We start from the raw sequence: 19,681 nt of genomic DNA, 5'->3' as shown, positions 1-19,681 counted from the left end.
AGGCGAATCAATTGGTGTGGAAACCGTGATCCTCCTGCTCAGGAGCACCCTCATTCACTCGACACGCCCGACACCGAAGCCGAGTACCGGTGGATTCAGGCTGAGCCGGGCCCGGGATCGCCGTTACGGCACCGGGCGGGCGGCCCGCTCCCTAGCCTGAGGGGCGAGGCACGTCGGGCGGGGGGTGGTCAGCCATGAGCAACATCGTCGTGTTCGGCGCCGGCGGCACCGCGGGGTCGCGGATCGCCGCCGAGGCGGTCCAGCGGGGGCACCGGGTCACCGCGGCGGTCCGCCGCCCGGAGGCGACCAGCTACCTGCCGGCCGGGGTACGGACGGTGACCGGCGACGCCACCTCGGAGCACAGCGTGCGGGAGCTGGCCGGGGAGGCCGACGTGTTCGTGGTGGCCATCGGCGGCGGCGAGCGGGAGCTGTGGCGCGACGCCGCCCGCACGCTCGTCGAGACGCTGCGCGAGCTGCCCGACCCGCCCCGGGTGATCCACGTGGGCGGCGGGGCGACCCTGCTGACCCCGCAGGGCACCCGCTACCTGGACGAGCCGGACTTCCCTCCGGAGTACCGGGACTCGGCCGAGGGGCAGGCCGACGCGCTGGAGTTCTACCGTTCCGCCGCCGACGGGGTGACCTGGACCTACGTCTCCCCGCCGCCGCTGGAGTTCCACCCCGGCGAGCGCACCGGCCACTACCGCACCGGCACCGACCACCCGGTGACGGACGCGCAGGGCCGGTCGGTGCTCACCTACGAGGACCTGGCGGTGGCGATCGTCGACGAGATCGAGGAGCCGCGGTTCCGTGACGCGCGGTTCACCGCGGCGTACTGACGTCAGTCGGCCAGCCGGGCGGGGAAGCCACCGGTGGCGATCGGCCCCCAGCCGTCGACGGTGACCCGGATCAGCGACTTGCCCTGCCGCACCATGGCCGCCCGGTAGTCGTCCCAGTCCGGGTGCTCGCCGGAGATGCTGCGGAAGTAGTCCACCAGCGGCTCCAGCGCCTCGGGCAGGTCGAGCACCTCGGCGGTGCCGTCCACCTGCACCCAGGGCCCGTTCCAGTCGTCGGAGAGCACGCAGGCGGAGACCCGGGGGTCACGGCGGATGTTGGCCACCTTGGCTCGCTCCGGATAGGTGGAGATGACCAGGCGGCCCTCGGCGTCGACGCCGCAGGAGACCGGGGAGGACTGCGGCCGGCCGTCGGACCGGGTGGTGATCAGGATGACCCGGTGCCGGGGGCGGAGGAAGTCGATCAGGGCGGCCCGGTCGACCCGGGTGTTGGTCGCGATGCTGCGTGCCATGCCCTCGGTTCTACCAGCATCCGGTGCCGGCGGCCGGGCCGGTGTCAGCGGGGGCGCTCGGCGACCCGGCGGGCGGTGGGCTGGGTGGGCACCCGGGCCGGCACGGCGGGCCGCCAGGCGCGGCCGTTGGCGTAGATCACCCGGAAGCCCAGGTACGCGGCGAGCGGCGCCCAGTGCGCCGAGCCCATCCGCAGCTCGGCGGCGTTGTGCCGCTGGCCGTTGGCCAGCACGTCGAGCAGCACCGTCTCGAACGCGGCCGACTCGACCCAGTCCACGTCGCGGGTGAAACCGCAGATCAGCGCCGCGCCGGTGACGTCGAGGAAGTCCCGCAGCGCGGCGTCGGAGGCGCGCAGCACCGAGCAGCTGCCGAAGTAGAGCCGGCGCCCCTCGCAGCGCCCGGCCATCCGTTCGGCGACGTCCGCCAGCTCGACGGAGTCCCAGTCGGTGAGGCAGAGCCGGCTCGGCTCGCCGTGCATGGCGAAGAAGCCGACCCGGTAGTCGGCGTACTGCTTGAGCAGCCAGCGGTCGAGGAAGTAGAACAGCTCGTCGCGGGTGGCCGCGTCCTTGTGGATGAAGCGGATCTTGCCCAGCCGTTCGAGCAGTTCGAGGGTGGGCAGGACGGAGCCGCGCTCGTTGAGGTCCCGGTGCCACTGCCCCTCGACGCAGAACACGCCACCACGCGCCAACGCCCACCTCCCCGCCCGCGAAGGTCGCCCCGGGAGCCCGTACCGGCCCCAGGGGCAGACGTTACCGGGCGGGTGTGGCGAGGCGACTTGACCCTCCGTGTGGCCATCGGCCGGGTTCCGTCACGGCCGCGAGGTTAGCGGGCGGTCGTGGTGGACGCGGCCCGGGTGGGCGTTTCGCAATGGCGGCAATTCCCAGCTAATCCTCAGCCAACGGTGAACGTGAGAACAATTTGCGCTATTGCCCGCGAAGCATCTCGAAGGCTGTCACGGTGGATGGGACGGGACTACTCGCACGAAGTCCCGCCGTCAACCCCAATTCGCTCCGACCAGGAGGACTTCTGTGCGCGTCAACACCCTGAAGCGGGCGGCCGTCGCGTTCGCGCTGGCCCTGCCCGGGGCCGCGATCGCTACCGTCGTCGCCGCGCCGGCCGCGCAGGCCGACGGCTGCTACACCTGGACCCGCAACCTCTACCAGGGCCGCTCCGGCGAGGACGTCCGGCAACTCCAGATCCGGGTGGCCGGCTGGGCCGCCTACGGCAACATCGTCCGGATCGACGGCCGGTACGGCCCCGAGACGGCGGGTGCGGTCAAACGCTTCCAGTCCGCGTACGGGCTGCGCGCCGACGGCATCGCCGGCCCGCAGACCTTCGCCAAGATCTACAACCTGCAGGACAGCGACTGCACGCCCAAGCACTTCAGCTACACCGAGCTGGACAACGGCTGCGGCAAGGGCGGGTGGAGCGGGGGCCCACTCTCGTCCAGCGCCACCCGGGAGAACGCGCTGCGCACCATGTGGAAGCTGGAGGCGCTGCGCCGCGGCCTCGGCGACAAGCCGCTCTACGTCACCAGCGGCTTCCGCAGCATCGCCTGCAACAGCCAGGTCGGCGGCGCGTCGGACAGCCAGCACCTCTACGGCACCGCGGCCGACGTGAAGTCCGGCACCTCGTCCCTGTGCCGGGTCGCCCGGACCGCCCGCACCCACGGCTTCAGCGGGATCTTCGGCCCCGGGTACCCGGACCACGACGACCACGTCCACGTGGACTCCCGGCGGGAGAACAACAGCGACCGGACCAGCAACTCGAAGAGCTGGTCCGCCCCGGACTGCGAGATCGGCTGACCGGAGGCCGACGGCGGCCCGGCGCAGGGGGTGGGGGCTCCCTGCCGCCGGGCCGCCGCCGGTGCACCCCGGGCGTACCGCCCGCGACCCGCGGTCCGCCGCGGCCGGGGCCGCGCCGCGACCGTGGTCGTCAGCTCGCCCGGGGCCAGCGCGGCCGGGTGGCGGGGGGTGCCACCGACCGACCGGCACCGCCGGGCCGCAGAGCGGGCCGCACCGGAGGTGCGGTGACCCGGCCGGCCGGGTCGCGCGGGGCCGGCGGGGCCGGTGCCGCCGGGCGCGCGGCCGACGGACCGGTCAGCACGAACGGGAAGGGCACGTGCACGAACGGGTTGCCGTGCCGCACCAGCGCGTCGATCTGCCGCTCGTTGAGGCCGTGCGCCGCCAGCACCCGCCGTCCCCAGCGGTGCAGCCGACAGGGGTACGCCGCCCCGTCGTTGCGGCACTTCGGCCCGGCGGGCCACTCCTCGGCGGCGTGCACCACCACCGCCCGGACCGCGAGGCGGACATCCTCCGGGGTCAGCTGGGCCGGCACCGGCACCTCACCCAGGATCTGGTCGATGGGATCCGTCGACTGCTCACCAACTCGCACGGCAGGCCTCCCGCAGCTCGGCAGCGGCGCGGCGGAGCCGCCGCACCACATCCTCGACCACTGGTACGGCCCCCGGGCGACAGGAGTTCAATCCCGTTGGCGCGCGGTCAGACCAGGCCGGCGTCGTGCACCAGGAGCGCCACCTGCACCCGGTTGTTCAGCTCCAGCCGGGCCAGCAGCCGGGAGACGTACGCCTTCACGGTCGGCACGCTCATGAACAGCTCCGCCGAGATCTCCGCGTTGGTCCGGCCCTGGCCGAGCGCCACGGCCACCTCCCGCTCGCGCGGCGTCAGCCCGCCCAGCAGCCGCAACGCCCGCTCCCGTCGGGGGTCCGGGCCGGCGGTCGCGGCCGGCGCGGTCACGTGCGTGATCAGCTTGCGGGTCACGGCCGGGCTGAGCGTCGCCTCCCCCGCCGCCACCCGGCGCACCGCCGCCACGATCTCGGCCGGCGGGGTGTCCTTGAGCAGGAACCCGCCGGCCCCGGCGCGCAGCGCCCGCAGCACCTGCTCGTCGGCGTCGAAGGTGGTGAGCACCAGCACCTCGGGCGGCTCCGGCCCGGCCCGCAGCGCCTCGGTGGCGGTCAGCCCGTCGACCCGGGGCATCCGGATGTCCATCAGCACCACGTCCGGGGCGTACGCGGCGACCGCCGCCGGCACCTCGGCCCCGTCGGTGGCCTCGCCCACCACCCGGATGTCGGGCGCCCCGCCGAGGATCATCGACAGCGCGGCCCGCACCAGCGCGTCGTCGTCGACGATCAGCACCCCGACCGGTGGCCGCTCCGCGCCACTCACGAGGCCGGCCAGGGCAGCCAGGCGACCAGCCGGAAGTCGCCGTCCGGGTCCCGCCCGTGGGTCAGCCGGCCGCCGGCCAGGTTGACCCGCTCCGCGACCCCCACCAGTCCGGTCCCGGTGCCCGGGATCGCGCTGGCCGGCGCCCCGAGCGGCCAGGGGTTACGGATCTCCACGGTGAGGCCGTCGCCCGGCCCGCCGGCCAGCCGGACCACCACCACCGCGCCCGGCGCGTGCTTGCGGGCGTTGGTGAGCCCTTCCTGCACGATCCGGTACGCGCTGCGCCCGACCGCCGCCGGCACGGCCGCCGGATCGGCCACCTCGTCGAGCACGCTGACCCGCGCGCCGGCGGCCCGGGACTCGGCGACCAGCACGGGCACGTCGGCGAGGGTGGGCTGCGGCGGCTCCGGCGTCCCCGCGCCGCCCGGCTCGGCGCGGAGCACCCCGATCACCTCCCGCAGGTCCTGCAACGCCGCGTGGGCGCTGGCCCGGATCACCCCGGCGGCCCGGGCCACCTCCTCGGGCGGGGCGTCCGGGCGGAACTCCAGGGCGCCGGCGTGCAGGCTGAGCAGGGAGATCCGGTGCGCGAGCACGTCGTGCATCTCCCGGGCCATCCGGGTCCGTTCGAGCTGCCGCGCCTGACCCACCCGGAGCTGCTGCTCCGCCTCGGCCCGCTCGGCGCGGTCGCGCAGCGACAGCACCAGTTGGCGCCGGGCCCGGACGAACAGCGCCCAGGCCACCGTCCCGCCGATGAAGAGCAGGCTCCAGGCCATGGTGGCCCAGAACGGCAGCACCGGATCGGGCCGGACCGCGAGGAAGACGGGCAGGGTCACCACGTTCCAGCCGACCGCCACCAGGGCCACCGCCAGCCGCCGGTGCACGACGAGCGTGAACAGGATGATCAGCAGGGCGACACCCGAGGTGACCGAGCAGAGGGCCAGCGGCGCGGTGGCCACGGCCAGCCCGACCGGCCAGCGGCGGCGTAGCAGGAGGGCGGCGCTGACCAGCAGCCCGAGGAAGAAGTCGACGTCGGGGAGCCAGGACGGCCCGACGTTCAGCGCCAACTCCGGCCGCGCGCTCAGCGCGTCCTCGTGGGCCACCAGCACCCAGGCCACCGAGCTCAGGAAGGCCAGGCCGTCGACCACCCAGTCCCGGGGCGTCCGGCGGGCCGTCCGGGCGGTGGGAACCAGGGCGCCCGGCAGCAGCCAGGGATGGTCGGGTACGGCGGCGCTGCTCATCCGTCCATGCTAGGAACGCGGCGCGGCGGGTCACCAGCTACCAAAGTCGGTACCTGACCTGGTCCGAGGTCGGGCCGGTCGCCGACCATCGCCGGCAGCGCACGACCGGGTGGCGCCGGCAGGCTGGACGCCATGATCACAGTCGAACACCTCACCAAGCGGTACGGCCCGCACGCCGCCGTCGAGGACGTCAGCTTCCGCTGCGAACCGGGCACGGTCACCGGCTTTCTCGGGCCGAACGGGGCCGGCAAGTCCACCACCATGCGGATGATCTGCGGGCTGACCCCGCCCACCGCCGGGCGCGCCACGGTCACCGGGCGGCCGTACCGCGAGCTGCCGAACCCGGGGCGGGAGATCGGCGTGCTGCTGGACGCGTCCGCGCAGCACAGCGGGCGGACCGGCCGGGAGGCGCTGGCCCTGGCCGCCGGGACCATGGGCGTGGACCGGGCGCAGGTCGGCGCGAAGCTCGACCTGGTCGGGCTGAACGCGACGGCGGCGCGGCGCCGGGTCGGCGCGTACTCCCTCGGGATGCGGCAGCGGCTCGGCCTGGCGCTGGCGCTGCTGGGCGACCCCCGGGTGCTCATCCTCGACGAGCCGGCCAACGGCCTGGACCCGGAGGGCATCTTCTGGATGCGCGGGCTGCTGCGCGACTTCGCCGACCGGGGCGGCATCGTGCTGCTCTCCTCCCACCTGCTGCGCGAGGTCGAGGCGGTGGCTGACCGGCTGGTGGTGATCGGCGGCGGCCGGGTGGTCGCCCAGGGCGGCAAGGACGAGCTGCTGGCCGGTGCGGGCACCCTGGTCCGGGCCCGCGACGAGCACGCCCTGCGGCTCGGCCTGGAGCGCGCCGGGCTGCCCGCGACGAGCGGCACCGACGGCGGCTTCGTCGTCCGGGCCGAGCCGGAGGCCGTCGGCCAGGCCGCCGCCGACGCCGGCCTGGTCCTCACCGAGCTGCGCCCGGCCGGCGCCGGCGGCCTCGAACAGCTCTTCCTCACCCTCACCGCCGGCGCGTCGACCCGGGAGGCCGTCCGATGACCACGCTCACCCCGCCGGTCGCACCGCCGCGCCGGCCGGCCCTGGCCGCCCCCTCGCTGGCCCGGCTCACCGGCGTGGAGCTGCGCAAGCTCGTCGACACCCGGGCCGGGCGCTGGCTGCTGATCACCATCGGGCTGGTCGCCGCGATCATCGTCACGGTGCAGCTGTTCGTGCTCGACGACGCCGAGCAGACCTTCACCGCCTTCTTCACCCCGTCGCTCTTCCCCACCGGGCTGCTGCTGCCGGTGCTCGGCATCCTCTCCATCACCGGGGAGTGGTCGCAGCGCACCGCGCTGACCACCTTCGCCCTGGTGCCCCGCCGGCAGCGGGTGATCGCCGCGAAGCTGGCCGCGGTCGTGCTGGCGGCGCTGGCCGCGGTGCTGGTCAGCCTCGCCGTCGCCGCCACCGGCACGCTCGCCGCCCGGGCCACCGGCGGCGCGGGCAGCTGGGTCTTCGACTGGCGCCTGCTGCCGTACGCGGCCGTGTTCCAGGTGCTGAACGTGCTGATGGGCGCGGGCTTCGGCCTGCTGCTGCTGAACACCCCGCTGGCGATCGTGACCTACCTGCTGCTGCCCACCGTGTGGAGCGTGCTCGCCGCGATGATCCGGTCGTTGCACCGCCCCGCGCAGTGGCTGGACACCTCGGTGACCATGGAGCCGCTGCTCGGCCCGCAGGTCACCGCCGGCCAGTGGGCCCGGCTCGCGGTGTCGCTGCTGGTCTGGCTGGTGCTGCCGCTGGCCGGCGGGCTGGTCCGGACGGTACGCCGGGAGGTGTCCTGAGGTGGCCGGGCCGGCGGCCGGCGAGACCACCGTGGTCGGCGGCGGGGCGGGCGAGCTGGTGCTCATGTGGGTCGGGTTCCCGCTGCTCGGCGCCGGCCTGGGCGCGGCGCTCACTGCCGGCTCGGGTTGGGTGGCCGACCTGCCCTGGTTCCCGTTCCAGGGCTGGTTCGCGCTGCTGGCCCGGCTGCCCGGGGACCGGTCGTACCCGGTCGGGGCGGGGGTGGCGGCGCTGGCCGGCCTGGCGGTGGCGTTCGTGGGCACCCGGGAGCGGCTGACCGTGACGGTGGGCCGGGCCGGCGTGCGGCTGCACCGCGACGGCCACGGGCGGGACGTCCCCCGGGCCGCGGTGGCGGGCGTCTTCCTCGACGGCACGGCGCTGGTGCTGCTCGACGACGCGGGCCGTGAGCTGGCCCGCGAGCCGACGGACCTGAGCGAGGCGCGGCTGCGTGCCGCGTTCACCGGGCAGGGCTGGCCGTGGCTCGCCGGGGACCCGCACCGGGACGCGTACCGGCGCTGGGTGGCCGGGCTGCCGGGCCTGCCCGCCGGGGCGGACGCGCTGCTGTCGGCCCGGCAGCGGGCCCTCGACGCCGACCGTGGCGGCGAGGTCCGGGAGCTGCGCGCGGAGCTGGCCCGGCTCGGTGTGGTGGTGCGGGACGAGGGAAAACGCCAGTACTGGCGGCTGGTCCCGGGTCCGGCGGACCGGGACGGCCCCGGACGGTAGCGTTCCCGGTGAGAGCACCGGAGGGCTTGGGGGCGGCGGATGACCGAGCGGCAGCCGTACCGGGTGCTGGCTCGCCATCCGGGCTTCGAGCTGCGCCGCTACCCCGCCCACCTGGTCGCCGAGGTCCGCGTCGACGGCTCCTTCACGGCCGCCGGCAACGCGGCGTTCCGACCGCTGGCCCGGTATCTCGGCGGCGCCAACCGGTCCCGGGGGGAGCTGTCGGTGACCGCGCCGGGCGGGCCGGCGCCGGCCGGGTCGGAACGGATCGCGATGACCGCGCCGGTGGTGCAGGAGGAGGGCGACCGGCCCGACTGCTGGCTGGTGCGGTTCGTGATGCCGGCCGGTTTCACCCCGGCGACGCTGCCCGAGCCGGTGGACCCACGGATCACCATCCGGGAACTCCCCGAGGAACTGGCGGCGGCGATGCGCTTCTCCGGGCGGTGGACCGACCGGACGTTCGCCCGGCGGGCGACCGCGCTGGGCCGGGCGGTCATCGCGGCCGGCCTGCGCCCCACCGGTGCCGTCCGGTACGCCCGCTTCGATCCGCCGTGGACGCCCTGGTTCCTGCGCCGTAACGAGGTCGTGCTGCCGGTCGCCGATTAGTTCGGCGGCCGGCACGGTCGCCCGGGTCGCCCCTACACTGCCCGGTGACCCGCCCCCGACCGGAGGGATGTCCCGTGCGCCGCCGCACCCCCGCCGCCCTGGCCCTGGCCCTGGTCCTGCTGCTCGCCGGCTGCGGGGGCGCCGAGCCCACCCGGTTCCCGGCGACCTGGCAGACCCCCTCGCCGACCGCTCCGACCACGCTGACCCTCAAGGAGGCGAAGGGCCGCTACCTGTCGATCGTGGCGCCCTACAACACGGCGCTGGACGAGCTGGAGGCGGCGCTGCGGGCCCGCCGGCCGTGGCGGACCGTGCGCGGCCTGGCTCGTACGGTCGCCGACACCAACGCCGCGCACGCCGAGCAGCTGCGGACCACGCTCTGGCCGGAGCCGGTCCGGACGCCGATCGCCGCGCTGCTCAAGGAGAACGACGTGGCGCTGCGGCACTGGCGGCTCGCCGCGGCGGCGACCAGTGACACCGCCCTGACCCGGGAGATCCGTGCCGCCGCCGCGCACGACGGCGGCACGCAGGCCAACCGGGTCCGCACCACCCTGGGCCTGCCGGTCTACCGGGACTCCTGAGCGCGGCCGGAATGCCGACGGGCCCGCGCCGACGTGCGGCGCGGGCCCGAACGGGTCAGGAAACTACTTGGCGTTGCCGGTGTTCTTCACCCGGAACGTGTAGTCCGCGTCCAGGTAGGTGAGGTCACCGGTCGGCAGGTTGTTGATGATGACGGCGAAGTCGTCCTGGTTGCCGTTGGCGCACTTGGTCTTCAGGCCGCTGGCGGTGAACTGATCGCCGGTGGAGCGGTAGACCCAGTTGCCCGCGCCGTCGGTGGTCTCACCCGGCGAAGTGACACCCGGCGTCAGGTCGCAGTGGCTGACCACCTGGACGGTCCAGTTGTTGTTCTGCACGCCGTCGGTGGCGAACCAGTTGCCCGCCGCCGAGCCGAGGTTCGCCTCGGCGCCGTTGACCCGGACGTCGTCGACAAACCAGCCGGTGTCCATGTACGCGGCGTCCGTGGAGTACCGGAACCGCACGTCCGTGGTGCCGGCCGGCAGGTCGGCGGTGAGGTGCTGGTAGACCGGGTCGTCGACGAAGTACTCGCCGCCGGAGGTGCCGGTCAGGCCGTTGCCCTCGGTGTTGTTGCCGTGCGGGTCGTCGTTGGTGGTGACGACCTGACCGGCGTCGTCGCGCACCGGCACGGTGACCCAGTTGCCGCCGACGAGCGCCTCGACGAAGCCGTAGTCCCAGCCCTCCTCGATGAAGTACCAGCTCCAGAAGTCCAGCGAGGTGACCGCGCCGGAGGTGCTGACGTCGAGGATGTTGTCGTCCTGGCTCTCGTAGCCGGCGTACCAGTGAGTGGTGCCGGTGTGCGGCGGGACCACCGTCTCGTCGTCGCCGTCGAAGGCCAGCGACACGGTCGGGCCGGGGTTGCGGAACCGCTCGACCGACATGCCGAACGGCACGGCGGTGGTGTCGGGCCGGTTCTTCAGCCGGGCCCACTTGGCCTCGGGGGTGGCGCCGTGGTAGCTGCCCCGGCCACCCCAGAAGACGTCGTCGGCGATGTCCATGGTCCACGAGGTGTCGGCCGGGTCGCCGAAGTTGAACGCCTTGATGTCGTAGATCGGCGAGTCCTCGTCGTCCAGGTAGACCGCCACCGACCAGTCGCGGAACAGGTCGGCCGCGCTGCGCAGGTTGGCGCCGGTCGCCGCGTTGAAGTCGTCGATGGCGTTCTGCACGCCGGTCATGCCGTCCGCCTGCTCCTCGAAGATCGTCTTGATGAGCAGGTCACCGGCCTTGCCGTCGTACTGCTTGTCCGGGGTCCAGGTGCCGTCGCCGTTGCCGCCGGCCTGCTCCCACAGGTACTGGAAGTAGGTGAACGCCGCGCCGTAGTTGGCCAGGCTGCCGCCCCACCGGGTCAGCGACGTCTCCTCGTACAGCACCTGGTGGTTGGTCAGGTGCGAGCCCCCGGCGTCGAGGCCGTTGAGGAAGATGGCGAAGTCGGCCAGGCCCTCGTCGACCCAGGACAGCTCGCCCGGGTCGCTGTAGTTGTGCAGCAGGTGCTCGAGTTCGTGCGCGACCGTGCCCTCGTACAGCTCCGGGCGGTCGTTGGCCGGGTCGGCGTCGCGCCACGGCGAGTCGTTCGGGCCGACCCGGTTGGCCCAGTCGAGGGCGTCGACCGAGATGACGTTCATCCCGACGCTGTCGATGAAGTCGGGCGCGAAGTAGCCGGCGGTGTACGAGGTGACCGCGCAGTCGTAGTACGCGTCGTCCTGGATGTTGTAGACCAGCATGACCAGTGAGTCGCTGGCCGGCTCGGCCGGGTCGGCCGCGTCCATCGGGCCGAAGTGCTCCTCGTCCACGGCGACGATCTGGTTGGCGAGCTTGTCGCCGACGTACGTGATCTCCGCCTGGGTCAGCGTGAACTGGCTCGCGCCGGCCGTGGCGCACGGCGTGAACTCGTCACCCGGGTTGTGGTCGAACTGCGGGTCCAGGCTCGCCACCCCGGTCGGCGCGGTGCCGTTGAGCGGGGTCCCCTTCGGTACGTAGATGTAGACCGGCGTGCCGTCCGGGGTGGTGTTGGCGTACACCCGGGTGAAGTCCTGGTTGTAGGTGCCGCCGGCCGCGCTGTCGTTGATCGGCACCGTGATGGTCGGCTCGCCGGGTAGGTTCTCGTGATCGTGGGCCTGGGCCGGGGCCGAGACCGTGAAGGCGAGCGCCGTCACGCCCGTCACCACGGCCGCGATCCGGCTCGGTCGTCTCATTCGCACGCGCAATGCCTCCTGCCGATGAGGCGGTGATCAGCTCCGGCCACCGCCGTCGGGTTACCCGTCCGTCCCCGCCGGATCCTGCCAGGGGGCAGCATCTGACCAGGGGATTGTTGACCCTAGGCAACCACTTGCGACAGTGCGTTGCGAAGCGGCGGCAGGTCACACCTGCGGTACGAACGGCTCCCACCTGCCGCCGTACGGTCGACTGCGCGCGACATCCGGCGGGGTCCCGGGCGGCCCACCCGGCGGGGTTACCGCTACCGTTCCCGGTCGGGGAGGTGCCGGTGTACGTCGTATCGGTAATCAACTACAAGGGCGGGGTCGGCAAGACCACCATGACCGCCAACCTCGGGGCCGAGCTGGCCAACCGGGGCATGAAGGTGCTGCTGATCGACCTCGATCCGCAGGCCAGCCTCACGTTCAGCTTCTACGAGCCGGACGACTGGCGGGACCGGCTGCGCGACACCCGGACCGTCAAGCGCTGGTACGACGGGCGGCGCGGGGAGGGCGCGGCGGTCGCCCTGGGCGAGCTGGTGCTCTCCCCCGGCCCGGCGAACGCCCAGCTCAAGGGGGCCGGGCGGCTCGACCTGATCGCGTCCCACCTCCAGCTCGTCGACATTGACCTGGCCCTGGCCAAGGGCGTGGCCGACGGCGACGAGTACGACGCCGAGCTGTTCCGCGTACGCGGCTCGCTCGACGAGGGGTTGCACGATCCGGCCCTCGACCCGTACGACCTGGTGCTCATCGACTGCCCACCGAACTTCAACGTGGTCACCCAGTCGGCGATCATCGCGAGCGACCACCTGCTCATCCCGGCCCGGGCCGACTACCTCTCCACCCTCGGCATCGACTACCTGCACGCCAACGTGCGGGAGCTGGTCGACCGGTACAACGCCGACTCCCGCCGGTTCGCCACGATCCGCCGGCACCACAAGGTGGCCCCGGGCATCGCCGGCGTGGTGTTCACCATGGTCCAGCTGATGGCGCAGCGACCGGTCGCCGCCCAGCAGGGCTACATGGACCAGGTGCGGGCGCTGGGCCTGCCGGTCCTGCCGACCGCGCTGCGGGAGAACGTGACCCTCTTCGCCACCAACACGCCCCGCGGGGTGCCGGTGGTGCTGCGGGACCGGGTCACCGTCCCGCCGGTCCGCGAGGAGCTGCGGCAGATCACCACCGAGTTCCTCGCCGCGCTCCAGCCGGACCCCGCGCCGGCCTCGCCCGCACCGGCCTCGCCCGCACCGGCCTCGCCCGCACCGGCCTCGCCCGCACCGGTCGCCGCCGCCGGGGCGGCCGAGGAGGCGCCGGCGTGACCGGCCCGACGCGCGCGGTGCGGGCCCGGGTGGCCGAGTTCCTGGCCGGCCTCTCCGCCGCCGACCTGGCCGACCTGGCCGACGGGCGGGCCCGGCTGGCCGTCGTTCCCGTCGCGGACGCCCCACCACCGGCCCGCGCCGCGCCACCCGGCCGGCCCGGCACCTCGCCCGGAGACGAGCCGGGCGGCGGCGCCCCGGCCCGGCGCCCCGCCGCCCGGCCGTCCGGGGCGGACACCGAGCGGGCGTACGCCGCGCTGGCCGCCATGTCCCGGCGCGACGACGGCACGGCGTACCTGTCGTCGTGGACGATCCGGGAGTTGCGGGCCCTGGCCGCCCGGGCGGGGCTGCGCGGCGTGTCCGGGCTGCGCAAGACCGACCTGGTCGAACGGATCGTGGACCGCACCATCGGCTTCCGGCTCGACTCCACCGCCATCCGCCGACGCTGAACGCGCCGCGCCGACGTCCCCACCCGCGTGCTCGGCCAGCCGAGCAGCGCCGCGCGCCCTAGGCTGGGTGGCCGAGGACGCGGAGTCGAGGAGGACGCGGATGGCGCGCTACGCCGCCCTGCTGCGCGGGGTCAACGTCGGCACCACCCGGCTCGCCATGGCCGACCTGCGGCGCCTCGTCGCCGACCTCGGCCACGAGGACGTCAAGACCTACCTGCAGAGCGGCAACGTGGTGTTCACCAGCCCACCGACGAAGGCCGCGACCCTCGCCGAGGGCATCGAGCGGCGGCTCGCCGACGAGCTGGGTCTGCGGGTGCCGGTGCTGGTCCGCGACGGCGGCGAGCTGGCCGCGATCGTCGACGCCAGCCCGTACACCGCGCGGCAGGACGATCCGACCCGGGTGCTGGTGGCCTTCCTGTCGGCGGCGCCCAGCGCGGCCCGGCGGAAGGAGCTGACCGTGCCGGCCGGCGAGCACCTCGAGTACGCGATCACCGGCCGGGAGATCCACCTGCACTTCCCCGACGGCGGCTACGGGCGGACCAAGTTCACCAACGCGTACCTGGAGAAGAAGCTGGGTGTGGTGGCGACCACCCGGAACTGGAAATCGGTGCTGGCGCTGCGCGACCTGACCGGCGGCTGACCCGCCGCGGCCCCCCGCACCGGGGCCGGGAGGTCGGCCAGATCACGGCGCCGGGCGTCGTGATGACGCGGGTCGAGCGGGTAGGACAGGCTGGTGGCACGGCCCGGACGGAGCGCGTGGTAGCGCTCTCCCGGGCAACCCCCGACGATGGGAGATGAGGCTTTCATGCCCCAGCACAACGTTCCGGACATCTCGCTGAACGACGGCAACACCATCCCGCAGCTCGGCTTCGGGGTCTTCCAGATCGACCCGAAGGACACCGCGCGGGCCGTCGGCACGGCGCTGGAGGTCGGCTACCGGCACATCGACACCGCCCAGATGTACGGCAACGAGGCCGAGGTCGGCCAGGCGATCCGGGCCGCCGGGCTGGACCGGCAGGACGTCTTCGTCACCAGCAAGCTCAACAACGGCTTCCACCGCCCCGAGGACGCCCGCAAGGCGTTCGAGCAGACCCTGCGGGAGCTGCGGTTCGACTACCTCGACCTGTTCCTGATCCACTGGCCGCTGCCGACCCGCTACGACGGCGACTTCGTCTCCACCTGGCGGACGCTGGAGGAGTTCCAGCGCGACGGGCGGGCGAAGTCCATCGGGGTGTCGAACTTCCAGGTGGCGCACCTGGAGCGGCTGGCCGCCGAGGCGGAGGTGACCCCGGCGGTGAACCAGGTCGAGGCGCACCCGTACTTCGGCAACGAGGAGGTGCGCGCGTACGGCCGGGCGCACAACATCCTCACCGAGGCGTGGGCGCCGATCGCCCAGGGCAAGGTGCTGGACGACCCGACCCTGGTGGACCTCGCCGAGGAACTGGGCCGCACGGTGGCGCAGGTGGTGCTGCGCTGGCACGTGCAGCGCGGCGACATCGTCTTCCCGAAGTCGACCACCCCGGCGCGGATCGCGGAGAACTTCCAGATCTTCGACTTCTCGCTGGACGACGCCGCGATGGAACGGATCGACAGCCTGAACAAGGGCGAGGCCGGCCGGAACGGCCCGAACCCGGACACCTTCGACTACGTGCCGGACTGAGGTGACGGCCGCTCCGGGGTGACGCAACCGAGCAGGGGGTCCGGCACGGGCCCCTGCTCGCGTACCGGCTGGCGAGCGGGGACCACGCGACCAGGGCCGGCACGGCACACTCGTCGGGTGACCGACGACACTCTCGCCCACTATGGACAGTTTCTCGACCGTCACCAGGGTTTCGCCCAGGCGGCGTGCGTCACCTACGCGAGGGGCGTGGACGAGGACGCGTTCATCCGGGCGTTCGGTGGTGATCCGGCCGAGGCGGCGAGCCGCAGCCTCCGGGAGCTCGACGCGGAGCTGGCGCCCTACCACTACAACCAGATCCCGTGCGCGCTCCTGGTGACCAGGGTCGGCGACTGGCTGGTCGGCATCGAGGAGAACGGCTTCCAGGGTTCCCGGCCCGAGGTGCTGCGGGGTGCGTCGGCCGGCGGCACGGCGGTCAGCGTCTACTGGAATGTCAACGGCACCAACCGGTTCGCGTACCACGTAGCGGGGCGCCGAGCGGTCGGCTTCGACATGTACCACCCGGAGGAGCGCTGGGGCGGCGACCCGGACGCGCTGCTCGACGACATGGCGGACCTGACGTTCGACGCCCCGTGGGCGAGCGGCCTGGTCCTCGCCGAGCGGGTCAGCGGCGTACGGCTGGACGACGCGATGCTGGCCGGCGTGTTCCGCCGGGTGTTCCTCACCCCGGTCCCCGAGGACCTGGTCCCGGAGGGGGTCGAGGACCGCGCGGCGCTGGACGACCCGTTCGTCCGGTCGGTGCTCGCCGAGCCGACCGTCGAGCGCCTGCCGGAGATCACCCGCTTCCTGGCACACCTGGTGGCCCGGGACACCGGCGTCCACGAGGACCCGCTGGCCCGCACGGCGCTGGCGGTGCTCGACGCGCGGGCGGATGGACGGACGGTGGCGGTGGACGGGCTGCTGGCGCAGCGGCTCACGACGCGCGCCGACGACCTGCTCGCGGAGTCGCGACGCGAGCGGGACCGGAACGCGTTCCGCCGGATGCACGCGATGCTCGGGCTGCGGGACGCGCTGCACGACGACCCGGCCGAGGCGGCGTTCCGGATCTACTGGTCGGGCGGGTACGCGCTGGGCGACGCCGACGCGTCACTGGTCAACAGCGTGCTCGGACGCTGCCGCGACCGCGCCCTCCGCGACGCGGCGAAGCGCGGCGCGGGTCGGTGAGCCCGGCTCGGCGACGTGGCCGATCAGCCAGGCGGGTACGGCGGGCTGCCCTGGCGAGGGTTTGACTTCGCGCGCGCTCGAAGGGGGAAGGTGGTGGCGTCGTCTCGACGGGGAGGAACTCCATGCGTTACCGCACCATCGGCACCGATCCGGCCACCCGGCGCGAGGTCAGCGTGCTCAGCCTCGGCGCGATGCTCTTCGGCACCGCCACCGACGAGGCCACCTCGTACGCCATCCTGGACCGTTACGTCGAGGCCGGCGGCACCTTCATCGACACCTCGGACAACTATGCCTTCTGGCACAACGGGGGCCAGGGTGGGGAGAGCGAGGAGCTGCTCGGCCGGTGGCGGCGCAGCCGGGGCGTCGGCCCCGAGGTGCTGATCGCCACCAAGCTCGGGGCCCGCCCGCTGGCCCCGGGGACCAGCTATCTGGACAACCCCGAGGGCCTGTCGGCGAAGGTGATCCGCGAGTCGGCCGAGCGCAGCCGGGAGCGGCTCGGCGTGGAGCGGATCGACCTGCTCTACGCGCACATCGAGGACCGGACGGTGCCGCTGGAGGAGACCGTGGCGGGCTTCGCCGAGCTGGTCGCCGAGGGCACCGTCGGGCTGCTCGGCGCGAGCAACCACCGGGCCTGGCGGGTGGAGCGGGCGCGGGCGATCGCGGCGGCGGCCGGCCTGCCGGGGTACGAGGTGCTCCAGTACCACCGCAGCTACCTGCCGCCCCGGCTGGACCTGCCCAGCGAGCTGGACCCGGACGGCGACGTGGGTTACGTCGGCCCGGACCTGGCCAGCTACCTGCGGGCGGAACCGCAGCTCACCCTGGTCGCCTACTCGCCGCTGCTCAAGGGCGCGTACGCGAAGCCGGAGCGGCTGGGCGCCGGGTACGACGGGCCGGGCACGGCGGCCCGGCTGGCCGCGCTGCACGCGGTGGCGGCGGAGACCGGCGGGACGCCGAACCAGGTGGTGCTCGCCTGGCTGCTGGGCGGGGAGGTGCCGGCGATCCCGCTGGTCGGTTTCTCCTCGGTGGCCCAGCTCGAGGAGAGCCTGGCGGCGGTGGAGCTGGAGCTGACCGGGGAGCAGCGGGCCCGGCTGGACGCGGCCCACTGATCCCGGCCGGGTCCCGGCCGGCCGGGACAGCTCGGCTCCGGCCGGTGCGGCTCGGTTCCGGCCGGGACAGCTCGGCTCCGGCCGGGCGGCTCGCCGGTGCCCCCGGAGCGGCCCCCGGTCAGCGGGCGTCGGTGACGACGTGCGAGCAGGCCGGGCAGGCCGCCGGGCCCTGTTCGGCGAACCACCGGCAGGTACGCCGGATCGCGCACTTGGGCAGCTCCGACTCGGCCGGGCCGGCCGTCTCGGCGTACGACGCGGCCATCCGGGCGCCGAGGCCACAGTGCTCGCCGGTCCAGAAGCCGCAGGACGTGGTGACGCAGGGGCCGGCCAGCCGGAAGCGGGACTCGACCGGGGTGCCGGAGTCACCGGCCGCGGCCAGAGCGACCTCGGCCGGCATCGCCGGCGTGACGTAGGCGACCCGGCCCGCCGGAGTGATCATGCCGAGGAAGACCGTGGCGTTGGCCGCGGGCGTACTCGGGCACATCCGCTCCGGCGGGTCGACCGCTCGGGCGGCGTCGGTCACCGCTGCATCCAGAAGCCGATGTCGTTGATCTTCTGGCCGAGTTCCTGGGCGAACGGGCCGTCGAGCACCCAGAGGCCGTACCACTCGGGACGCAGCTTGAGGTTGCCGTGGCCGACGGTGAGCGGGTTGGTCAGCTTGGCGTTGGCGGTGCCGAGGGCGGCCAGGCCGGCCTGCTGGATCTCCTTGGCGATGAGGGACTGCTGCTCGGCGGTCAGGTCGACGCCGTCGACCACGAACCGGAACTCGTTGCGGGCCATGTGTTACCTCCGGTCATGCGTACGATTCGGTTCCCAGCCCGCGGCGCAGGCTGAGCCGGGTGAAGGTCGCCCAGCCGGCGCGGGAGGCGACGTCGGCCCGCTGGCCGGCCCGGGCGAGCGGACGTGCGGCGTACTCCTGCCAGCGGGACGCACCGGCCCCGGCCTCGCCCCACAGCTCGCGGCAGGCGCCGACCGCGAAGTCGACCTGCGCGGCCGAGCCGGTGAAGCCGGCGGGCCCGTCGGCGACCCGGACCGCCCCGCCGGGCAGCACGGCGACGGTCGGGAAGTGGTGGTGCAGGCTGGCGAGGGTCGCCCAGCGGGTGCCGTCGGCCCGGGCGGCGGCGAAGCCGTCGTGCAATTCGTCGTCGCACCGGTAGCGGACGGCGTGCAGCACGAAGGCGTCGCCGGCCGGGTCGACCGTGCCGAGCACCTGGGCCGGCGCGCTCCAGGCGCGGGGTGAGTTCGCCGACCAGAACGCGAGCCAGGCGGTGAGCCGGTCGTGGAAGTCGGCCTGGAAGCGGCCCCGGCTGGCGGTGCCGTCCGGGGCGTGCAGCGCGGCGGAGCCGATTCGGTCCCGGGTGACCAGCGGGGTGTTGAAGCGGTGGGTGGGCGCCGCGCCGGCGGCGGTCGGTGCGGCGGCCACGCCGGTCACGGTGACCGCCGAGGCCGCCGCCGCGCCGGCGAGGAGCCGCCGCCGCGAGAGCGGGTGTCCGTTGTGGTTCATCGTCGGCCTTTCGTCGACGGCCAGTGCCCCGACGCTATCGACCGGAACCGATCAGATAAACACGTTACGTGACGGGAGGTTGACAGAAAGGGCGGGAATCCCCGGCGGCGTGAATCCCCATTCCTGTGCCCTGTTCACGTGCACAGATTGATGGCAATCATTTCGTCGTGGGTCTTGATATCGATGCACGTCAATCAATAGGCTGGCTGCACTCAACCCCGCCTCTCGAGGAGAGTGAGCCATGCGCCTACCCAAGCTGTCCCGCGTCCTCGCCACGCTCGCGGCAACCGCGCTGACCGCGCTGGGCGTCGTCGCCGTGGACACCGCGCCGGCCTCCGCCGCGCTCCGCAACGTCTGCTACAACACCAGCCAGGCCGGGCCGTTCGCCAGCTACGCCAACCAGGCCGCCTCGATCTGGAACAGCCGGACCAACAACATCAACATGGCCCAGTGCGGCTCGAACCTGATGATCTACTACACCTACGGCGGCGGGTCGTACGCCCAGCGCACCAGCCTCGGCAACGGCCGCGTGGTCATCGACTACTACCAGGCCCAGCAGTACTCGCCGCTGCGGATCATGACCCACGAGATCGGGCACATCCTCGGCCTGCCCGACAACTACAACGGCAACTGCGCCATCCTGATGTCCGGCGGCAGCGCCGGCACCAGCTGCACCAACCCGTACCCGAGCAGCACCGAGGCCGCCCGGGTCGACTCGCTCTTCGGCTTCGCCGCCCGCAGCGCGACGACCCCGCAGATCTTCACCGACAGCTGGCCGGCCGCGCCGGCCGGCGCCCTGCGCTGAGTCCGGCGGCCGGGGCCGGCGGCGACCCGCCGGCCCCGGCC

23 protein-coding genes are annotated in these 19,681 nt (G+C 73.9%); 14 read left to right on the top strand and 9 right to left on the bottom strand.

Translation table 11 applies throughout. The annotated features are described in order from the left end of the window. Positions 1–194: 194 nt before the first annotated feature. Positions 195–836, top strand: coding sequence for an NAD(P)H-binding protein (locus AB0I11_RS32360; RefSeq protein ID WP_357329380.1), 642 nt, complete (start codon positions 195–197; stop codon positions 834–836). Positions 837–838: 2 nt separating this feature from the next. Here AB0I11_RS32360 and AB0I11_RS32355 read toward each other — a convergent pair whose 3' ends face one another. Together AB0I11_RS32355 and AB0I11_RS32350 are read right to left on the bottom strand one after the other, a co-directional pair. Beyond that, on the bottom strand, positions 839–1,303 hold the full coding sequence (locus tag AB0I11_RS32355) for a PPOX class F420-dependent oxidoreductase (RefSeq protein ID WP_357329378.1): 465 nt from the start codon (positions 1,301–1,303) through the stop codon (positions 839–841). A 44-nt stretch (positions 1,304–1,347) separates the two neighbouring features. Continuing rightward, complete coding sequence (locus AB0I11_RS32350) at positions 1,348–1,989, bottom strand: hypothetical protein (RefSeq protein ID WP_357329376.1); 642 nt, start codon at positions 1,987–1,989, stop codon at positions 1,348–1,350. 340 nt (positions 1,990–2,329) lie between these two features. Here AB0I11_RS32350 and AB0I11_RS32345 point away from each other — a divergent pair, with 340 nt between their 5' ends. Beyond that, entirely contained in the window at positions 2,330–3,106 is a 777-nt protein-coding gene (locus AB0I11_RS32345) for a D-Ala-D-Ala carboxypeptidase family metallohydrolase (protein ID WP_357329374.1), read from the top strand. Positions 3,107–3,236: 130 nt separating this feature from the next. Here AB0I11_RS32345 and AB0I11_RS32340 read toward each other — a convergent pair whose 3' ends face one another. The 3 genes from AB0I11_RS32340 to AB0I11_RS32330 form a co-directional block, all read right to left on the bottom strand. Then, a complete protein-coding gene (locus AB0I11_RS32340) occupies positions 3,237–3,695 on the bottom strand; it encodes a hypothetical protein (RefSeq protein WP_357329372.1) in 459 nt (152 codons plus the stop codon). Between the two features lie 107 nt (positions 3,696–3,802). Further along, on the bottom strand, positions 3,803–4,486 hold the full coding sequence (locus tag AB0I11_RS32335) for a response regulator transcription factor (protein ID WP_357329370.1): 684 nt from the start codon (positions 4,484–4,486) through the stop codon (positions 3,803–3,805). After that, positions 4,483–5,721, bottom strand: coding sequence for a histidine kinase (locus AB0I11_RS32330; protein ID WP_357329368.1), 1,239 nt, complete (start codon positions 5,719–5,721; stop codon positions 4,483–4,485). Before AB0I11_RS32330 ends, AB0I11_RS32335 begins: the two co-directional genes overlap by 4 nt. A gap of 132 nt (positions 5,722–5,853) precedes the next feature. Here AB0I11_RS32330 and AB0I11_RS32325 point away from each other — a divergent pair, with 132 nt between their 5' ends. The 5 genes from AB0I11_RS32325 to AB0I11_RS32305 all read left to right on the top strand — a co-directional run bounded on the left by AB0I11_RS32325 (position 5,854) and on the right by AB0I11_RS32305 (position 9,434). Then, positions 5,854–6,753 carry an ATP-binding cassette domain-containing protein gene (locus tag AB0I11_RS32325; protein WP_357329366.1) on the top strand — a complete coding sequence of 300 codons (900 nt, stop codon included), beginning with the start codon at positions 5,854–5,856 and terminating at the stop codon, positions 6,751–6,753. After that, complete coding sequence (locus tag AB0I11_RS32320) at positions 6,750–7,532, top strand: ABC transporter permease (RefSeq protein WP_357329364.1); 783 nt, start codon at positions 6,750–6,752, stop codon at positions 7,530–7,532. Before AB0I11_RS32325 ends, AB0I11_RS32320 begins: the two co-directional genes overlap by 4 nt. Position 7,533: 1 nt before the next feature. Then, on the top strand, positions 7,534–8,253 hold the full coding sequence (locus AB0I11_RS32315) for a hypothetical protein (protein ID WP_357329362.1): 720 nt from the start codon (positions 7,534–7,536) through the stop codon (positions 8,251–8,253). A gap of 39 nt (positions 8,254–8,292) precedes the next feature. Continuing rightward, on the top strand, positions 8,293–8,856 hold the full coding sequence (locus tag AB0I11_RS32310; RefSeq protein ID WP_357329360.1) for a heme-binding protein: 564 nt from the start codon (positions 8,293–8,295) through the stop codon (positions 8,854–8,856). A gap of 74 nt (positions 8,857–8,930) precedes the next feature. Beyond that, a complete protein-coding gene (locus AB0I11_RS32305) occupies positions 8,931–9,434 on the top strand; it encodes a hypothetical protein (RefSeq protein WP_357329358.1) in 504 nt (167 codons plus the stop codon). 63 nt (positions 9,435–9,497) lie between these two features. Here the strand turns inward: AB0I11_RS32305 and AB0I11_RS32300 are convergent, their stop codons facing one another. Next, on the bottom strand, positions 9,498–11,621 hold the full coding sequence (locus AB0I11_RS32300; protein WP_357329382.1) for a hypothetical protein: 2,124 nt from the start codon (positions 11,619–11,621) through the stop codon (positions 9,498–9,500). Positions 11,622–11,911: 290 nt separating this feature from the next. On the opposite strand from AB0I11_RS32300, the gene AB0I11_RS32295 reads away from it, so the two are divergent. The 6 genes from AB0I11_RS32295 to AB0I11_RS32270 all read left to right on the top strand — a co-directional run bounded on the left by AB0I11_RS32295 (position 11,912) and on the right by AB0I11_RS32270 (position 17,331). Then, complete coding sequence (locus AB0I11_RS32295; RefSeq protein ID WP_357329355.1) at positions 11,912–12,937, top strand: AAA family ATPase; 1,026 nt, start codon at positions 11,912–11,914, stop codon at positions 12,935–12,937. After that, on the top strand, positions 12,934–13,383 hold the full coding sequence (locus AB0I11_RS32290; RefSeq protein WP_357329353.1) for a Rho termination factor N-terminal domain-containing protein: 450 nt from the start codon (positions 12,934–12,936) through the stop codon (positions 13,381–13,383). The genes AB0I11_RS32295 and AB0I11_RS32290 overlap by 4 nt, the downstream gene beginning before the upstream one ends. Before the next feature lie 100 nt (positions 13,384–13,483). After that, positions 13,484–14,023: a DUF1697 domain-containing protein gene (locus AB0I11_RS32285; RefSeq protein ID WP_357329351.1), complete on the top strand. Its 540-nt coding sequence runs from the start codon at positions 13,484–13,486 to the stop codon at positions 14,021–14,023. 165 nt (positions 14,024–14,188) lie between these two features. Beyond that, positions 14,189–15,043 carry an aldo/keto reductase gene (locus AB0I11_RS32280; RefSeq protein ID WP_357329349.1) on the top strand — a complete coding sequence of 285 codons (855 nt, stop codon included), beginning with the start codon at positions 14,189–14,191 and terminating at the stop codon, positions 15,041–15,043. Between the two features lie 117 nt (positions 15,044–15,160). Continuing rightward, positions 15,161–16,225, top strand: coding sequence for a DUF6461 domain-containing protein (locus tag AB0I11_RS32275; protein ID WP_357329347.1), 1,065 nt, complete (start codon positions 15,161–15,163; stop codon positions 16,223–16,225). Positions 16,226–16,347: 122 nt separating this feature from the next. After that, positions 16,348–17,331, top strand: coding sequence for an aldo/keto reductase (locus AB0I11_RS32270; protein ID WP_357329345.1), 984 nt, complete (start codon positions 16,348–16,350; stop codon positions 17,329–17,331). A 118-nt stretch (positions 17,332–17,449) separates the two neighbouring features. Here the strand turns inward: AB0I11_RS32270 and AB0I11_RS32265 are convergent, their stop codons facing one another. Genes AB0I11_RS32265 through AB0I11_RS32255 form a run of 3 tightly spaced genes read right to left on the bottom strand, consistent with a single transcriptional unit; the run spans position 17,450 to position 18,835 of the window. Continuing rightward, positions 17,450–17,854 carry a hypothetical protein gene (locus AB0I11_RS32265; protein WP_357329342.1) on the bottom strand — a complete coding sequence of 135 codons (405 nt, stop codon included), beginning with the start codon at positions 17,852–17,854 and terminating at the stop codon, positions 17,450–17,452. Further along, positions 17,851–18,111: a hypothetical protein gene (locus AB0I11_RS32260; protein WP_357329340.1), complete on the bottom strand. Its 261-nt coding sequence runs from the start codon at positions 18,109–18,111 to the stop codon at positions 17,851–17,853. The genes AB0I11_RS32265 and AB0I11_RS32260 overlap by 4 nt, the downstream gene beginning before the upstream one ends. A gap of 13 nt (positions 18,112–18,124) precedes the next feature. Continuing rightward, a complete protein-coding gene (locus AB0I11_RS32255; protein ID WP_357329338.1) occupies positions 18,125–18,835 on the bottom strand; it encodes a hypothetical protein in 711 nt (236 codons plus the stop codon). A 241-nt stretch (positions 18,836–19,076) separates the two neighbouring features. On the opposite strand from AB0I11_RS32255, the gene AB0I11_RS32250 reads away from it, so the two are divergent. Further along, on the top strand, positions 19,077–19,640 hold the full coding sequence (locus tag AB0I11_RS32250; protein ID WP_357329336.1) for a snapalysin family zinc-dependent metalloprotease: 564 nt from the start codon (positions 19,077–19,079) through the stop codon (positions 19,638–19,640). Positions 19,641–19,681: the final 41 nt, after the last annotated feature.

The organism is Micromonospora sp. NPDC050495, from assembly GCF_040655175.1.
In the GTDB taxonomy this organism is placed as follows: Bacteria; Actinomycetota; Actinomycetes; order Mycobacteriales; family Micromonosporaceae; genus Micromonospora.
This window is presented reverse-complemented; position numbering and strand designations above follow the sequence as displayed.

What these genes read in the sequence shown, in the direction of transcription:
- AB0I11_RS32310 (WP_357329360.1), top strand. Translation starts at nt 8,293, where the DNA reads ATGACCGAGCGGCAGCCGTACCGGGTGCTGGCTCGCCATCCGGGCTTC.
- AB0I11_RS32355 (WP_357329378.1), bottom strand. Translation starts at nt 1,303, where the DNA reads ATGGCACGCAGCATCGCGACCAACACCCGGGTCGACCGGGCCGCCCTG.
- AB0I11_RS32270 (WP_357329345.1), top strand. Translation starts at nt 16,348, where the DNA reads ATGCGTTACCGCACCATCGGCACCGATCCGGCCACCCGGCGCGAGGTC.
- AB0I11_RS32360 (WP_357329380.1), top strand. Translation starts at nt 195, where the DNA reads ATGAGCAACATCGTCGTGTTCGGCGCCGGCGGCACCGCGGGGTCGCGG.
- AB0I11_RS32325 (WP_357329366.1), top strand. Translation starts at nt 5,854, where the DNA reads ATGATCACAGTCGAACACCTCACCAAGCGGTACGGCCCGCACGCCGCC.
- AB0I11_RS32255 (WP_357329338.1), bottom strand. Translation starts at nt 18,835, where the DNA reads ATGAACCACAACGGACACCCGCTCTCGCGGCGGCGGCTCCTCGCCGGC.
- AB0I11_RS32260 (WP_357329340.1), bottom strand. Translation starts at nt 18,111, where the DNA reads ATGGCCCGCAACGAGTTCCGGTTCGTGGTCGACGGCGTCGACCTGACC.
- AB0I11_RS32285 (WP_357329351.1), top strand. Translation starts at nt 13,484, where the DNA reads ATGGCGCGCTACGCCGCCCTGCTGCGCGGGGTCAACGTCGGCACCACC.
- AB0I11_RS32300 (WP_357329382.1), bottom strand. Translation starts at nt 11,621, where the DNA reads ATGAGACGACCGAGCCGGATCGCGGCCGTGGTGACGGGCGTGACGGCG.
- AB0I11_RS32250 (WP_357329336.1), top strand. Translation starts at nt 19,077, where the DNA reads ATGCGCCTACCCAAGCTGTCCCGCGTCCTCGCCACGCTCGCGGCAACC.
- AB0I11_RS32330 (WP_357329368.1), bottom strand. Translation starts at nt 5,721, where the DNA reads ATGAGCAGCGCCGCCGTACCCGACCATCCCTGGCTGCTGCCGGGCGCC.
- AB0I11_RS32320 (WP_357329364.1), top strand. Translation starts at nt 6,750, where the DNA reads ATGACCACGCTCACCCCGCCGGTCGCACCGCCGCGCCGGCCGGCCCTG.
- AB0I11_RS32280 (WP_357329349.1), top strand. Translation starts at nt 14,189, where the DNA reads ATGCCCCAGCACAACGTTCCGGACATCTCGCTGAACGACGGCAACACC.